The sequence below is a fragment of the Filifactor sp. genome (assembly GCF_057248345.1).
This window is the reverse complement of sequence record NZ_DBHIIC010000005.1, coordinates 48,105-64,977: the sequence shown is the minus strand read 5'-3', so window position 1 is coordinate 64,977 and position 16,873 is coordinate 48,105. Positions and strand designations below refer to the sequence as shown.

The window sequence follows — 16,873 nt, the reverse complement described above, 5'->3', positions numbered from 1 at the left end:
ATGTGGAATGAAACAATTGGTAAAGAATTTAGAGTTTCTTGCACCTTTTTTAAAAATTGACACAGCAATTTCTAATGGCCAATTTCCGATTTCTGTGGATGGGTTTTTAACAGAACAACGAATTTTGCATACGGCATACTTAGTTGAAAAGTTAAGAAAAAAAGTGGTGTTTGTAGTATCAAGCAAAAAGGAAGTAAATGATTGCAAAGAAGCATTTGAAAAGCTGGATTTGAATGTTGTAACAATAGACACTGAGTCAATTCGATTTTATCATATTGATGCAAAAAATCACGAAAAAGATTCTGAAAATATTCGAACAATGGCATCTTTATTAAATGGAGAATATGATATCCTTCTAGTGTCAGGAGAAGAATTAAATCGAAAATATATGCCACCAAAAAGATTTAAGGAAAGTATATATTCTGTTTCTTTAGGTCAAATTTGTGATAGGGAAGATCTTTGCCATAAGTTGATTTCTTTAGGATATACTAGAGAATACAAAGTGGAAGGAGTAGGGCAGTTTTCTGTTAGAGGGGGTATTGTAGACATCTATACACCTTCTATGAAGGATCCTTACCGGATAGAATTTTTTGATGATGAGATTGATTCCATTCGAACCTTTGATGTTTTTACTCAGAAGTCCTTAGAGAACGAGAAAAGAGCAGTAATTTATCCAGCAGCATCTTTATTATATCCTGATAATGTAAAATTTAAGATAGCGCATGAAGATGAGCTGTCTGAATCTTTGTTAGATGAAGTTCGGATGTTGAAGGATTCTACTTATTTTGAGGGAATGGATAAATATATTGACCTGTTGTACGGGAAAGAGTCAGTTAGTCTGTTAGAGTATTGTGATGAAGACGTTTTTGTTATCGTTTCTGACAGCAATCGAGTGTTGGAGCGTATTGAGAATATTCAAGATGAGTTTATCGAATTGTTTAAAATCAGTTTGGAGAATAGAGAAACTCTGAAGTCTTGTGGAAATTTGTTGTGGGGAACTGCGGTTGTAGAAAAAAAATTAAATGATAGATCTCTTTTGTTACATTCTTATTTTCCTAAAAAATTATCTTACTTCAAACCTAAGGTTTTAATACATTCAGATACACGTAACAGTATTAAATTTCAAGGTCGTTTAAATGAATTTGTAGACGAACTGTTATATTTAATGAAAGAAGAATATATTATTTTCATTCTAGATCATAATGAAAACAGTTTTTTAAACATTTACCATAAATTACTTGATTCGGAGATTCATCCTATTTTATTACAAGATAAAACAATGGATTTAAAAAAAGGTACGGTAGTGATGCATTCGTGTTTTTTTGAACAAGGATTTCTATTTACAGATGCAAAAGTTGCTTTTTACACCGGAAATGATATTTTTCAAAATCGAAAGAAAAAAAAGAGAATAAAAAATGGGAAAAAATATGATGGTAAGAAAATTGAAAATTTCATACAATTAAAAAAGGGTGACTATGTTGTTCATGAAACTTATGGTGTTGGACAATTTATAGAGATTGAACAAAGAGAATTTGATGGAATCAAAAAAGATTACATTAAGATTGCATATTATGGTGGAGACTCTTTATATGTTCCATTAGAGCAAATGGATAAAGTGCAAAGTTTTATTGGAAATTCTGCTGAGCAAGCATATAAATTAAGTAAATTAGGTTCTTCTGATTGGAAAAAGTCAAAAGCAAGAACAAAAAAAGCAGTTGAGGCGATTGCTCAGGATTTGGTAGAATTATATGCGGTTCGTGAGAATGAAAAAGGATACTGTTTTCAAGAAGATACTGTATGGCAGAGGGAGTTTGAAGATGCATTCCCTTATGAAGAAACGGACGACCAGCTGAAGGCGATAGAAGAAGTTAAGAATGATATGCAGAGTAGTCGAGTAATGGATAGACTTCTGTGTGGAGATGTAGGTTATGGGAAAACTGAAGTAGCAATTCGAGCTATTTTTAAGGCGTGTATGGATGGAAAGCAAGTAGTTTTTTTGGTTCCTACGACAATTTTGGCACAACAACACTATGTAACAATTAAAGAAAGATTCTCTAACTATCCATTACGGGTAGATTTAGTTAGTAGATTTAAGACAACCAAAGAAGTAAATGAGACTTTTGAATCTTTGGCAAAAGGTAGCGTAGATGTTGTCATTGGAACACATAAAATCCTTTCTGATAAGATAAAGTATAAAAATTTAGGATTAATTGTTGTGGATGAAGAACAGAGATTTGGAGTAAAGCAAAAAGAAGCCATAAAAAAAATGAGAATGAATATAGACTGTTTGACATTGTCTGCAACACCTATTCCGAGAACACTTCATCTTTCCTTATCAGGAATCAGAGAAATGAGTATCTTGAATGAACCACCTCAAGACAGACATCCGATTGTCACGTATGTAACAGAAGCTAAAAGCAATATTATAGCCGACGCAATAGATAGAGAACTTGCAAGAGGGGGACAGGTATTTTTTGTTTATAATCGTGTGGAAACAATTGAAAAAATCCATGCCTTATTGAAAGAACTCGTACCTGATGCTGATATTGCAGTAGCTCATGGTCAGATGTCACCTAGAAAATTAGAGCAAATTATGGTAGATTTTTTGAATAGAGAGTATGACATTCTGTTGTGTACAACAATTATAGAAACAGGAATGGATATTTCCAATGCCAACACAATGATTGTATATGATGCAGATAAGATGGGGTTATCACAACTGTATCAGTTGCGAGGACGTGTTGGAAGATCAAGCAAGCAAGGATATGCTTACTTTATGTATGAAAAAGAAAAAGTATTGACTGAAATTGCAGAAAAAAGATTGAAGACAATTCGAGAATTTACAGAATTTGGATCGGGTTTTAAAGTAGCGATGAAAGACTTGGAGATTAGAGGAGCAGGAAACCTTCTTGGTGAAAGTCAGTCCGGTCATATTGCAAATATTGGATATGATTTGTATGTAAGAATGCTTGACGAAGCAATTAAGAAATACAAAGGAGAAGTTCCAATCGAAGAAATCGAAACCGAAATTCAGTTGAAATTGAATGGATATATTCCAAACTATTATGTTGAAGATGAAATAGAGAAGATTGATATCTATAAAAAAATTGCGATGATTGCTAAAAAAGAGGATTACGAAGACTTGATGGATGAGCTTTGTGATAGATTTGGGGAAATTCCTATTCCTGTTATGACTTTGTTAGATGTATCTTATTTAAGAGCATTAGGAAAAAAAGGGAAGATTACTAAAATATATCAAAAGAATTTTATGGTGTATTTTATAGGAAAGGATAACAAATTAATTACAAAAAAAGCATTTTCGCAAAAAGACAGTAGTAAATTAGTGAAAAACATTATAGATTTTTTAGAAATCGTGGTATAATGAATAAGTATATAAGTTTTGCAATAAAGTTTGTAGCCAATTATGGCATCATAAAATGAAAAAAGTAGGAGTGAGTGAAATTGAAGAAATGGAACAAAGTAATAGCAAGTGTAGTTTCTGCTACATTACTATTTTCCGGATGTAGTGTTGGAGGAAATACCGTAGCAAGTGTGAATGGGCAAAAGATTAGTAAAGATCTTTATGAGAAGACTTTAGGATTATATTCCCCATCTTATGAAATGCAATTTGGACCGGATATATGGAATACAGAAATCGAGTCCGGTGTGACATTTTCACAAAAGTTTCAAGAAGAAATTTTAGAGAAAATGATAGATGATGAAATTATCTTACAAGATGCTGCTAAAAAAGAGCTTACTGTTCCGGAAGAGGAAGTAAATGCCGAATTTGATGAATTGAAAAAGTCAATCGATTCTCAAGGACAATTTAAGACTATCTTAGAAGGTAATGGTATAGACGATGAATTTCTGAAAGAACAAGTTAAAAAAGATTTGACAGTAAAAAAATATTATAATACTTTGATGACAGAAAATGAGGTAAAAGAAGATGAAGTTAGAAAATATTATGATGAACATATTGATGAATTCACATCTTCACAGGTAAAAGCTTCTCATATTCTATTTGCAAAAAAAGATTTTGATAAGAATGAAGACCTCCCTAAGGAAGAAGTAGCAAAGAAAAAAGAATTAGCAGAAAAAGTATTGGAAATGGTGAAAAACGGACAAAATTTTGCTGATTTAGCGATGAAATATTCTGATGATCCTGGTTCTGCAAAAAATGGAGGAGATTTAGGATATTTTGATAAAAGTACTATGGTAAAAGAGTTCTCTGATGCAGCATTCTCTATGAAACCGGGTGATGTTTCTAGTGGTATTGTCGAAACAGAGTTTGGTTTCCATATCATCAAAGTATTTGATAAAAAAGAAAATGTTCAAAAATTTGAGGATGTAAAACAAGCAATTTCGTCAAATTTACAATATCAAAAGTATGAGTCTGTGATTGATGGATTGAAAAAAGAAGCAAAAATCAAGAAAAATGAAGATGTTATCAAGAAAGCAAGAGAAGAGTTCGTTAAGAAACAAGAAGAGAAAGCAAAGAAAACTGAAGAAAGTTCAGGAACAGAAGCTACAGAACAGACTGATAACAATACAAAAAAATAAATTATGAAAAATGAAGAAGGTACTTTAGAGAAATACAGACTAAAGTACCTTTTTTTGTTGATAAATCAGTCCAAATTTATTATAATAACAAGCGTTGATTAGAATTTACATTATAGTAAAATTTTTAATAAGTTTTTATCATGGAAACAAAAAATTGAATTAGAATATTTATATTTTATAAATGATGTTTTTAGGAGGTATTTGTTTGGAAAATCAAACGATTCAGGGAAGTTTTGTAAAAGGTGCAGCTATATTGGGAATAGCAGGTATTATAGTAAAAGTATTGGGAGCCATTTTTAAGATTCCGTTAGTTTCTATCATTGCGTCTACGGGAATGGGATATTACAGTTCTGCTTATCCTATTTATGTCATGTTGCTAGCAATTGCAACTTCAGGATTTCCAATTGCAATCTCAAAGATGGTAGCTGAAAGAAGAGCTAAAGGAAATGTAAAAGGAGCAAATGAAATTTTTTCTGTTATTTTGCCTTTGATGGTTGGAATAGGTATTATTACTTCGTTGGGATTGTTTTTATCTTCTAATTTTTTGGCAAGAAATATGCTGGAAAATCCAAAGGCGGTATATTCCTTAAAAGCATTATCTCTAGCTTTACTTTTCGTACCAATAATGTCAGCGTACAGAGGATTTTTTCAAGGAAGAAATACAATGCTTCCATCTGCAATTTCTCAGCTTTTGGAGCAATTGGGAAGAGTGATACTTGGATTGACATTAGCTCTTATCATGGTAAATAAGGGAGTAGAGTTCGGTGCTGCTGGAGCTTCATTTGGTGCAACCGGAGGAGCGTTCTTTGGTCTATTAGCTATGATGTGGTTTTATTTAAGAGAAAAGAAAACTTTGAACGAAGAGTGTCAAATTTGTGATCACTATGAAAAGGAAAATGCTTTCCCTGTTATTAAAGAGCTTTTGATTATTGCAATACCGGTAATTATTGGAGCATTAGTAAAACCGATTATGGATTTTATCGATGCAAGCATGGTAATTGGTTTGTTGATGAGAAGTGGAGTTGGTGAATTAGAGGCTAATTCCATGTTGGGACAATTAAGTGGTATGGCTACTACTATGGTAAATTTACCTTCTATTATGATATCAGCGATTGCTATGAGTATTGTTCCTATTATATCGTATGAGTATTCCAGAAATAATATTGTATCAGCAAAAAGAAATGTATTACTATCTATTCGAATGGCTTTATTGATTGGATTGCCGACAGGAATTGGCTTAATGTCTTTGTCAGAGCCTATTATGAGTTTGTTGTTTCCTAGAGAGCCAAGTCAGCTGGCAGGACAAATTTTGTTTATTGCTGCATTAGGAGTAGTCTTCTTGAGTTTGATTCAAGTTTTGACGGCTATTTTACAAGGAGTTGGAAAAGCACATGTTCCTGTACTAAATCTTATGATAGGTGTTGTATTCAAAGTAATCATTACTTATTTATTGACTACAAATGAACAATTTGGAGTAAAAGGTGCGGCAATTGGTACTGTAGTTGCATATGTCATTTCTGCTTTTTTAGATTTTATTGCTGTTAAGAAGTTGTTAATGGTAGAATTTGATTATAAAAAAATATTTGTTTGCCCTGTAGCGGTAACTGTTGTTATGGGGTGTGTTGCAAGGATAAGTTATAAAGTAGCATCTATTGCACTTACTACTATCATGTCTGATTCTGCTGCAAATAAGTTTGCAACATTGATTGGAATTATATTTGCTGGAACATTTTATATTGTTGCTTTGATAAAATGCAAAATTGTAGAGGAAGATGATTTTAAAAATATATCAAAAGGGCAAAGGATGATTAGTTTATTAAAAAAATTAAAACTTATGTAACAGAAATTATTTAAATTTAAAAGAGTAAAGTCTAAAACTAGGAACAAAGTTTTAGACTTTACTTTTTTTATTTATATAAAAAAAGTATTCCTAAATAATTAAGGAACACTTATTTCAAAGTTCATAGGACGATTAATATCTATTTTTGATTTTATTGGAGTTTGATGCTTGAGCAGCATATTTTTTATAAGAACGAGACTTTGTTGTCGCTTGTCTTGCTTTTTTTGTAGTAAAAGTAGACGATGTACTGTTTGGTAGTGGAGTATGACGTTTCTTTCTCTGATGTGCTATATACTCATAAGATTCCGTTCTTTTTTGTTTAATGTTGGTAAATTCTGGAACTTCCATAGTAGTCACGATTAAATAAATCAATTTTACAAAAACAAATAAAATTGAACACGAAAAAGAAAACAAAATAATAAACCTCATTACATCCACCTCCTTTTTTAGATTTATTTCAGTACGACAAGTGCTGAACAGATCATTTCTAATTTTTGACGCTATATAACTCTATATTCTTTATATACTACTATTCATTCTACAAATATTCAATAAATCCTTTATTTTTTTTAAAATAAAAAAGATTTTTTGAATTATTTTGTAACTTTTGTATGATTGAAAAATACATAGATATAGAGTCTAGATAAAGGATTATAAGAAAAAATAGTAATCCTGTAAAAATAAAAATCCGTATATTATTAGTTATTTATAATTTTATGTACGATAATAATTTAAAAATAATGGATATTACTGACATAAATGCCTTAAAATCAAAATTTTTGAATCTAAAAATCAAATTTTAGACGAAAAAACGGAATATTCCTATACTTTTCATTTGTGTCATAATGATGGAAAAGTTGAGATTTTGAAGCAAACAAGAAGATAAGTTTTATACAAATATGATAGTTTTATCTCTGAAAAATTTTAAAAAGAAATATCGAATGATAGAAAAAACGGATGTATTTTTGTTTGCAAATATTCTTGAGATAAACTTAATGAATTTAAATTATGAGTAATAAAATGTTTCGATACATATAAACTATTTAAAAGTAGAGATATTTAAGGATAAACATAAAAACCAGATTTTATTTATATTCATATTTGGAGAAGTGATTGTAAAGAAGAATGAAAAGAAAAGATTTGTTTTCATCTTTTAAGAAGTGGGATAATTGAAAATACAAAAAAGTATTGAACAATATTTAAAAAAATGATAACTTTGAATAAGTATCGTTTTGAATTATATAGGATACTATATATGATAGACATGATATATTTTTTCTGATTAAGATATTGAGACATTTTATAGGAATAGATAGGAGTATTATAGGATGGGAAGAAAAAGTAACAAAATGAAATTACCGGTAATTATGCTTAGAGGAATGAGTGTTTTCCCAAGCACAATTTCACATTTCGACATAGGAAGAGAAAAATCGATTGCTGCGATAGAGAAAGCAATGGAGGACAATCAGATTGTTTTCTTAGTTTCTCAGAAAAGAGCAGATATCGATTTGCCTACAGAAGATGATGTATTTAAAATAGGAACGATAAGCAAAGTGAAACAAATGCTTCGTTTACCGGGAAACACCGTAAAAGTTTTGGTGGAGGGACAGCATAGAGCTAAAATTTTGAACTTTGAGGAAGAAGATTCATGTTTCATAGCTAATGTAGAGAGACTTCCGGAAGATTTACATGATATTACTCAGGAAGAAGAGGCACTTAGAAGACTTGTGTTTGAACTTTTCGAAAGGTATGTTCAATTGGAGAATCGTGTTTCTCCTGAGGTTTTGCTGGGATTGGAAGAGCTTGATGATATTTCCATATTCTCTGATTTGATTATTTCTTCTCTGTATCTGAAACCGTTGTTAAAACAAGAGCTGTTAGAAGAACACCTTCCTTTTGAAAGACTGAAGATGCTTCATGTGGTTTTGCTAAATGAATTGGAAATACTGGGGCTTGAGGTAAAAATTGAAGAAGAAGTAAAAAGTCAAATTAATCATTTCCAAAAAGAGTATTATTTAAGAGAGCAAGTGAAAGCAATTCAAAAAGAATTGGGTGAAGAAAGTGTTTCTGATGAAGCTGAAGAATATGCCGGTAAATTAGAAAAGTTAGAAGTGAGTGATTTTGTTAGAGAAAAAATACAAAAAGAAATAAAAAGATATGCTAAATTACCGTCTATATCTGCTGAAAGTAGTGTATTACGAAACTATTTGGAGATGATATTCGATTTGCCTTGGAATAATCATACAGAGGATAGTATGAATATTGAGCAAGCAGAACAAATATTGAATAAAGAACATTATGGATTATTTAAGGTTAAAGAGCGAATATTAGAATTTCTAGCTGTAAGACAGTTATCAACAAATTTGAAAGCTCCTATAATATGTCTTGTGGGACCTCCTGGAGTTGGTAAAACATCTATTGCGCGCTCTGTGGCTCACGCATTAAGTAGAGAGTTTGTTCGTGTTTCTTTGGGTGGAGTTCGAGATGAAGCTGAGATTAGAGGACATCGAAGAACTTATATAGGTGCTATTCCAGGAAGAGTGATATCTTCTATTAAAGATGTGAAAGTAAATAATCCTGTATTTTTATTTGATGAAATTGATAAGATGGCATCAGATTTTAGAGGAGATCCCGCTTCTGCTATGCTGGAAGTACTGGATCCTGAGCAAAATAAGGAATTCACTGACCATTATTTGGAACTTCCTTTTGATTTATCAAAAGTATTGTTTATTACAACTGCAAATTCTGTTGCAGGAATTCCTCGCCCACTGCTTGATAGAATGGAATTAATTGAAGTAAGCGGATATACAGAGGAAGAAAAAATTCGTATTAGTACAGATTTTTTAATTCCAAAGGTTTGTAAAGAAAATGGTTTGAGTCCAAAATATCTAAAAATGAATGAAGAATCATTGAGATGTCTTATTGGAGGATATACTCGTGAATCCGGAGTGAGAGGCTTAGAACGAGAACTTGGAAAATTGTGTAGGAAATGTGCTATTGACAAGTTAAAAAATAGTAAGAAAAGAAGTGTAACTATATCTTTAAAAAATATAGAATCTTATCTAGGTAAAATAAAATTCAGACATGATGTTGCTGATGAGCAAGCTCAAATTGGAAGTGTTAATGGTATGGCTTGGACTCAAGTAGGTGGAGAAACATTAAATATTGAAGTTGTTTGCTTAAAGGGGACCGGTAAATTGGAATTAACCGGAAAATTGGGTGACGTAATGAAAGAATCAGCAAAAGCAGGGTATTCTTATCTCAGAATGATTGCAGAAAAGTATGGAGTTGAGTCTGATTTTTATAAGGTAGTTGATTTGCACATTCACATTCCGGAAGGTGCAATTCCTAAAGATGGACCTTCTGCAGGTATATCTATGACTACAGCTATGCTTTCTGCTGTGGCAAAGATTCCTGTAAAGCCAAGAATCTCTATGACAGGAGAAATTACTTTAAGAGGGAAAGTCTTGGCAGTAGGTGGAATAAAGGAAAAAGTCCTTGCTGCTTATCGTGCTAATGTGAGGGAAATTATTCTTCCGTTTGATAACCAGAAAGATGTTGAAGAAATTCCGGCTGATGTAAGAGAGAATATATGTTTCCATTTTGTAAAGGAAATGAAAGAAGTGTTGGATATTGCTTTGTTAACATAGAATATCTTTAGTTATTGGAGACAACTGCATTTTTTCAGTTGTTTCCGGAATGATATGAGGGAGTAGACTATGAAAATAAAAAGTGTTGAGATGAATTTAAGCGCAACCAGTCCCAAACATTATCCGGATGATGACTTTTTACAGGTTGCTTTTGTTGGAAGATCTAATGTAGGTAAGTCTTCTGCAATTAATACATTGTTAAATAGAAAAAGTATTGCCAGGGTAAGCCAAAGTCCGGGTAAAACTAGAACAATAAATTTTTATACTGTAAATGAACAATTTTATTTTGTTGATTTACCAGGATATGGATATGCTAAACTATCTAAAGAAGAGCAAGAAGGTTGGGGAAAAATGATGGAGAGGTATTTTATTGAATCTCCTAATTTGATTCACTTGTTCCTTCTTGTAGATATTCGACATGAACCAAAAGATAGTGATGTTCAAATGTATCAATTTGCTCATCATTGGAATATACCAATTACTGTTATTGCTACAAAATCTGATAAAATAAATCGAAGTCAATTACAGAAAAACATTTCAATTATCCGAAAGAAACTAAAGCTTTTGAATGGAGAAGAAGTTTTTATGATTTCTTCATTGAAAAAAACAGGTAAGGAAGAAATTTGGAATAAGATGATAGAAATATTTGCAGAGAATGGTGTGCAAATAGACGAAGAATAAATGTTTGTATATGGGGATTGTTGTATGATTTGAATGTAGGTATAAGAATTTGGATGTGAATGAAGTTGAGAAACAAACTACGTGGAGATTTATTTCAGTTTCATGGTATTTTGACACATATAAAAAATGGTAAACTATATATTTTTGTGATGGCAATTGTGTTAGGTATTTTACTCGGAATGCAAATAAATAGTGCTTCTAATACCAGTAGAGAACTCTCTTATCCTGTTCGAAAAATTACAAATCAAATCAATCAGGAGAAGCATGAAATCAAGTATTTGAAGCGAGAAATATTTTCTGCTGAGCATCAGAAACGAAAGTTGGAGCACGATAGACTAGGGGAAAGTGAGTCTTACTTAGAACTCAAAAAAAGGCTAAAATATTTGAAGATGATTTCTGGGGAAAGTAAGATAACTGGGGAAGGTGTCATTCTTGTTATTGATTCCGGAAAAGATGAAAATATTGCCTTGAAAATAGATAATAAAAAAATTTTTCTCTTATTGATTAATGAACTGAGGCTAAATGGAGCGGAAACGATTGCTATCAATGGGCAACAAATCACAAACTTATCAGGAATTACATTGGCAGGTAGTCATTTGGATATCAACAACACGGAGATTGGACCTGAGTATGAAGTGAAAATTATTGGAGATAGTGATAAATTGTATCGTTTTTTAGACAAAAAAAGCGTAACAGTAATATTTATGAAAAAAGTCTACCAGTTTCATGTCAGTTTAAGGAAAGTACCTTATATTGAAATTGGTGAAACAAAAATTTCTAAACCGATACCACAAATTACTTCGAAAAGGAGATAAGACGATGTCAAATTATATTGTGTTAGAAGATTTTGTGCCTTATCAAAATGCTTTTTTATTTCATATTTTTGAAAATAATGATAGAATAGAACTGAATTGTTCGCATACTACAATGATGGTGTGGATTCATAAAACTGATGTTGAATATTTGGATAAAGGTGTGCGAAATAGATTACGGGTTGAAATAAAAAAAGATGATTTGAATTTAAAAAAAGATTTTTTTGTTCTAAAAAGTATCCTAGAAGAAGAAATGACTAACTTTCTTGACTTTAACTTCGATATAGAAGATGTGTTGTGTTGTGTATCGTGTGTTTAATGATTTTGTATGATTTAGGGGGCTAAAATGGTATTAGAGATTGTTCCTATGCTTTTTGCGGGACTGGGAATGTTTTTGTATGGAATGAGTCTTATGGGAGAAGGCTTGCAAAAAGCTGCCGGTGAAAAGATGAAACATATCATCGGATTACTTACAAAAAATAGATTCATCTCTGTTTTAGTAGGGTTATTTGTCACAGGAATTATACAAAGTTCCTCTGCAACGACTGTCATGGTAGTAGGATTTGTAAATGCTGGTTTGATGAACTTAAATCAGGCAATTGGCATCATCATGGGAGCAAATGTTGGAACAACGGTTACAGCACAGTTAGTTTCTTTTAATTTGGAGGCACTGGCACCAATATCTGTAGGAATTGGTGTTTTATGGATGACCATCAAAAAAACAAATAAAGCAAAAAATATTGCAGAAATTTTAATAGGATTTGGAATTCTTTTTGTTGGAATGAATTTTATGAAGAGTGCTATGGCACCGTTGAGAGATTACGAAAGCTTTCGGAATTTATTGATTTTTTTTGGTCATAATACATTTTTAGGAATTTTGATGGGATTTTTTCTAACTTTAGTATTACAAAGTTCCTCTGCTTCTATTGGAATTTTGTTAGCACTAGCATCACAAGGATTACTACCGTTATCGTCTGCACTACCTATTCTATATGGAGATAATATAGGAACATGTACCACGGCGTTAATTTCCAGTATAGGTGCCAGTAAAAATGCACAGAGAGCAGCGATTATGCACTTGGTTTTTAATATTATCGGAACAATTCTATTCTGTTTTATATTAAGTTATCCGATTATGAACATCGTAGTATCGATGAATCCTGATTCTATTTCCAGACAAATTGCGAATGCCCACTCGTTATTTAATATTATCAACGTGATTGTTCAATTTCCTTTCGCAGGTTTTATTGTGATGTTTGCACAAAAAATTGTTCCTGAAACTGAAGATGAAAAACAACAAGTCGCATATATGACAAGGTTGGATGATCGTATGTTAGAAACACCAAGCATTGCGTTGGATAATACAATATCTGAATGTCTCAATATGGGTTATATGGCTAAGGAATCTGTGGAAAGTGCATTGGATGGTTTTATCAATAAAAATGAATCTGCCATCAAAAAAACGTTTGATTTAGAAAAGTTGATTAATAAGAAAGAGAGAGAATTAGTTGCATATTTGATTAAGTTGTCTAATCAAACAATATCGGAACATGACAGAGTTATAGTAGATAGTTTATTTAATGTTGTAAATGATATTGAACGTGTTGGTGACCATGCAGAAAATATTGCAGAATTAGCAGTTTTGGTTATTGATAGAGAATTGGATTTCTCTGAAGATGCATTGAATGATATTGCAGTAATTAGAGAACATGTCATTCGATCTTTAGATACTGCTCTGAAAGCAAGAGAAACAGGAGACTTGAAACTTGTAGAAGAGACCTCTCAAGTAGAAAGTCAAGTGGATATGATTGAAAAAAATTGTAGAACGTCACATATTGCCCGACTTAACAAAAATGTTTGTTATCCAGAGTCAGGAATTATGTTCTTAGACTTGTGTAGCAATATGGAAAGAGTTTCAGATCATGCTTTGAATATAGCAAATTCTATTTTGGATGAAAAATAACATGGGATTATTATCTTTATGTTGTTTTGGTAAAATGTGTTTGTTGATTTGTAGAATGAACTATTTTTACTGGAATAGTGAGATAAAAGCTGATATGGTGACAATGTGTATGTATCGTTATGTTTGAATGTATCATAATATATGGTATTGGTATTATTAAAAACTTATCAGTAAGAAATAATTATGGTTATACTTATTTCTAGAATAGAATTTTTATTTCATGACAAGATAGTCGTTAAGTTAATTAGATATATGCTGTTGAGTTTTTAGAAAGAATATGATTAGTTCGTGGGATTTATGAACATGAAATTATATGACTAATGATAGAGAAATCATTGTCACTTTATTCTATCATATCTGTTATTTCCTCCTTTTCATCTAAATACTACTATGATTGTGATGTCATTGAAGAATTGAGAAAGCATAAGAGATTATTATAAAGGTTAGTTATCAGAAATCAGATTGGTTGCTTTTTAGCACAGATAATAGCTTATGCATTTGTACTTTCCATTAATCGTGTAATCTCGGGGATGTTGAATTATATTATGTTATATTATCTCACCTCTCTTCTTTTTGAGTTAGATTACCGGTTATACGTATTTTCACATTTGCTGATTGTAGTTTGTAGCCAGCAAAAAAAGACTGCTTTTTAGCTTGGATTATGAATATTATTGGTTTCCCTTTTGTGGGAAGGTTATTTCACTTAGTTATCGTTTGCTTGTTGAAAAATTTAGTCTTTCTGGTATATATTCAACTCGATAATTAACCAATTCAAGTGGGTATATTTAGATTCAATGTAGTAGGATGTTTGGTAATCTATAGTGCAGTAATAGATTGTAGCCAATACTATATTTGTTACAGTCGATTTTTTTGATAGCGATATATATTATTTAAAAAATCAACGACTTTATAGGAGTTGTTATTCATTTTTTTGAAATGAAGGAGCTTTTGACAGATTGATCATTTAAACTTAGGTTGATAAATGAAATGTAGTTGTTACCAATTGGAATGAGGGTGAAATAGAAAATGGGGATTTATTTAGATAACAGTGCTACTACAAAGCCATATCAGAAGGTCTTAGAAAGTATGGTAAGAGCAATGGAGGAAGATTATTACAATCCATCTTCTATTTATCGAGACGGTGTATTGGTTCAAAAAAAAATAGAGAATTATCGTGAATATATAGCAAATACTCTAAAGTGTAGTTCAAAAGAAGTTTTGTTCACATCAGGAGGCACAGAAAGCATCAATACCGCAATTTTCTCTGTCAAAAAAAGTAGGAAAAAGCATATTATAACATCTATGATAGAGCATCCGGCTACTTTGCAAGCGATGAAGAAAATGGAAGAATTGGGATTTGACGTAACTTATATTAAACCTTTGAAAACTGGTTGTGTTACTGTAGATGAGGTGTTGAAGTTTGTCACAGAAAATACATGCCTCGTTAGTTTGATGGCAGTCAATAATGAATTGGGTAGTAAAACAGATGTAGTTAAAATAGCTACACAGGTAAAAAAGATGAATCCTAATATTATCGTTCATGTTGATGCTGTACAAGCTTATTTGAAATTAAAATTATTTGTTAATGACAATGTGATAGATTTTCTAAGTGCTTCCGGACATAAAATACATGGTCCTAAGGGGATTGGAATCTTGTACCATAGAAGTGGTGTGAAGTTTTCTCCACATATTGTCGGGGGTGGACAAGAAATGAATTTGCGTTCAGGAACGGAGAATGTTCCTGGGATTTTTGGAATAGGTACTGCAATAGAAGAATTTTATCCTGATATGAATAAAAAAACTCAATATATTGAAACGGTAAAAGAATACTTGAAAGACAATTTGATAAAAAAAATACCGAATATTAAAATTTTGTCCCCTCAAGACAGCGTTTGTCATATATTGAATGTATCTTTTTTAGGTGTGAGAGGTGAAGTTCTCTTGCATAGTTTGGAATCGGAAGGGATTTGTGTTTCTACCGGTTCAGCTTGTTCTTCCAAGAAATCAGGCTCTCATGTTTTGAATGCTTTAGAATTCACAAAACAGGAAAAAGAAGGAGCAATTCGTTTTTCTTTGAGTGAATATAATACAATAGAAGAAATGGATGTTGTAGTGAGAGCGTTAGAGAAAAATGTTAATATGATTCGAACTGTTGTGAATTTCGGAAAGGGTAGACATGTATAATTCAATTGTTATTAGAAATGGTGAAGTGGCAATTAAAGGTGCAAATAGACCAATATTTGAAAAGAAGTTGATTAAAAATCTAAAAAGAGCTTTATATGGGATAGAGGGGTATCATGTATATAAAGCAGATGGAAGAACCTATATTGATTTTGATGAAAATATTCAAACTGAAATTCTAAATAGAATAAAAAATGTATTTGGAGTAGTATCCTATAGTCCTGTGGTAAAAACGGAGCCTGGATATGAATTAGCTAAAAAAACTGCATTAGAATTGTATAATCATTTTGTGGAAAACAAAAAATGTAAAACTTTTCGTGTTTCAGTTAAAAGACAGGACAAGACTTTGCCTATGAAATCTCCGGACATGGCTAGAGATATTGCCGGATATTTACTTTCTCTAGGCACAAAACCTCTGGATGTTGATATGTCCCATCCTGAGTTGCATATTCATGTAGAGCTTAGGAAAAGTGGAAATGTTGTGTATGCAGAAAAATTTGACGGTGTTGGAGGAATGCCTGTTGGAGTTGGTGGTAAGGCTATGGTGTTGCTTTCAGGAGGAATTGATTCTCCGGTAGCGAGTTACTTGATTGCAAAAAGAGGCCTTCAGATAGAAGCAGTACATTTTCACAGTTTTCCTTTTACAAGTGAGCGTTCAAAAGAGAAAATTGAACAATTAGCAAAACAGTTGTCATTATACACAGAAGGTATTCGTATTCATATGGTAAATTTATTGCCGATTCAAACAAAAATTGCAGAAAATTGTCCCGAAGAATTGATGACGATATTGTCACGACGCTTTATGATGAGAATTGCAGAAAAGATAGCTTTGAATAGAAATTGTGGAGGTTTGGTTACCGGGGAAAGTATAGGGCAAGTGGCTTCTCAAACAATTGAAGGTCTTCAATCAACAAATGCTGTTGTGAAAACAATACCTGTATTTAGACCGTTGATTTCTTTCGACAAAGAAGATATTATTGACGTAGCAAAAGAAATTGGTACTTTTGATACATCTATTATTCCGGAGGAAGATTGTTGTACTGTATTTTTACCGAAGCATCCTGTTACAAAGCCTAAGTTATCAAAGGTAGAAAAAGCGGAAGAAGTTTTGGATGTGGAAGATATGGTAAATGAAGCAATTTCATTAGTGGAAGTGAGAGAAGTAGGAATGTTAAAATGGTAGTAT

The 16,873-nt window shown here is 31.8% G+C and carries 11 protein-coding genes; 10 read left to right on the top strand and 1 reads right to left on the bottom strand.

Annotated features, from left to right (window positions below):
• The first annotated feature begins 7 nt into the window (after nt 1-7).
• The 3 genes from mfd to ACO5GE_RS02225 all read left to right on the top strand — a co-directional run bounded on the left by mfd (nt 8) and on the right by ACO5GE_RS02225 (nt 6,400).
• Nucleotides 8-3,382, top strand: coding sequence for a transcription-repair coupling factor (gene mfd / locus ACO5GE_RS02235; RefSeq protein WP_484829301.1), 3,375 nt, complete (start codon nt 8-10; stop codon nt 3,380-3,382).
• Between the two features lie 80 nt (nt 3,383-3,462).
• A complete protein-coding gene (locus tag ACO5GE_RS02230) occupies nt 3,463-4,560 on the top strand; it encodes a peptidylprolyl isomerase (RefSeq protein WP_484829300.1) in 1,098 nt (365 codons plus the stop codon).
• Nucleotides 4,561-4,765: 205 nt separating this feature from the next.
• On the top strand, nt 4,766-6,400 hold the full coding sequence (locus tag ACO5GE_RS02225) for a putative polysaccharide biosynthesis protein (protein ID WP_484829299.1): 1,635 nt from the start codon (nt 4,766-4,768) through the stop codon (nt 6,398-6,400).
• Between the two features lie 132 nt (nt 6,401-6,532).
• On the opposite strand, the gene ACO5GE_RS02220 is transcribed toward ACO5GE_RS02225, so the two are convergent.
• Nucleotides 6,533-6,829, bottom strand: coding sequence for a hypothetical protein (locus ACO5GE_RS02220; protein WP_484829298.1), 297 nt, complete (start codon nt 6,827-6,829; stop codon nt 6,533-6,535).
• An 899-nt stretch (nt 6,830-7,728) separates the two neighbouring features.
• Between ACO5GE_RS02220 and lon the strand changes: the two genes are divergently transcribed.
• The 7 genes from lon to thiI all read left to right on the top strand — a co-directional run bounded on the left by lon (nt 7,729) and on the right by thiI (nt 16,870).
• A complete protein-coding gene (gene lon / locus ACO5GE_RS02215) occupies nt 7,729-10,050 on the top strand; it encodes an endopeptidase La (RefSeq protein WP_484829297.1) in 2,322 nt (773 codons plus the stop codon).
• 69 nt (nt 10,051-10,119) lie between these two features.
• Nucleotides 10,120-10,731 (top strand): ribosome biogenesis GTP-binding protein YihA/YsxC, encoded by a 612-nt coding sequence (yihA, locus tag ACO5GE_RS02210; RefSeq protein WP_484829296.1) that lies wholly within the window; start codon nt 10,120-10,122, stop codon nt 10,729-10,731.
• Between the two features lie 65 nt (nt 10,732-10,796).
• Entirely contained in the window at nt 10,797-11,546 is a 750-nt protein-coding gene (locus ACO5GE_RS02205) for a DUF881 domain-containing protein (RefSeq protein ID WP_484829295.1), read from the top strand.
• A gap of 4 nt (nt 11,547-11,550) precedes the next feature.
• On the top strand, nt 11,551-11,862 hold the full coding sequence (locus ACO5GE_RS02200) for a hypothetical protein (RefSeq protein ID WP_484829294.1): 312 nt from the start codon (nt 11,551-11,553) through the stop codon (nt 11,860-11,862).
• A gap of 27 nt (nt 11,863-11,889) precedes the next feature.
• On the top strand, nt 11,890-13,506 hold the full coding sequence (locus ACO5GE_RS02195; RefSeq protein ID WP_484829293.1) for a Na/Pi cotransporter family protein: 1,617 nt from the start codon (nt 11,890-11,892) through the stop codon (nt 13,504-13,506).
• A gap of 1,026 nt (nt 13,507-14,532) precedes the next feature.
• Nucleotides 14,533-15,690 carry a cysteine desulfurase family protein gene (locus ACO5GE_RS02190; RefSeq protein ID WP_484829292.1) on the top strand — a complete coding sequence of 386 codons (1,158 nt, stop codon included), beginning with the start codon at nt 14,533-14,535 and terminating at the stop codon, nt 15,688-15,690.
• Nucleotides 15,683-16,870 (top strand): tRNA uracil 4-sulfurtransferase ThiI, encoded by a 1,188-nt coding sequence (gene thiI / locus ACO5GE_RS02185; RefSeq protein WP_484829291.1) that lies wholly within the window; start codon nt 15,683-15,685, stop codon nt 16,868-16,870. The genes ACO5GE_RS02190 and thiI overlap by 8 nt, the downstream gene beginning before the upstream one ends.
• Nucleotides 16,871-16,873 lie beyond the last annotated feature (3 nt).

Coding starts and splice junctions, on each gene's coding strand:
- mfd (WP_484829301.1), top strand. CDS start 8: ATGAAACAATTGGTAAAGAATTTAGAGTTTCTTGCACCTTTTTTAAAA.
- ACO5GE_RS02220 (WP_484829298.1), bottom strand. CDS start 6,829: ATGAGGTTTATTATTTTGTTTTCTTTTTCGTGTTCAATTTTATTTGTT.
- lon (WP_484829297.1), top strand. CDS start 7,729: ATGGGAAGAAAAAGTAACAAAATGAAATTACCGGTAATTATGCTTAGA.
- yihA (WP_484829296.1), top strand. CDS start 10,120: ATGAAAATAAAAAGTGTTGAGATGAATTTAAGCGCAACCAGTCCCAAA.
- ACO5GE_RS02200 (WP_484829294.1), top strand. CDS start 11,551: ATGTCAAATTATATTGTGTTAGAAGATTTTGTGCCTTATCAAAATGCT.
- ACO5GE_RS02195 (WP_484829293.1), top strand. CDS start 11,890: ATGGTATTAGAGATTGTTCCTATGCTTTTTGCGGGACTGGGAATGTTT.
- ACO5GE_RS02190 (WP_484829292.1), top strand. CDS start 14,533: ATGGGGATTTATTTAGATAACAGTGCTACTACAAAGCCATATCAGAAG.
- thiI (WP_484829291.1), top strand. CDS start 15,683: ATGTATAATTCAATTGTTATTAGAAATGGTGAAGTGGCAATTAAAGGT.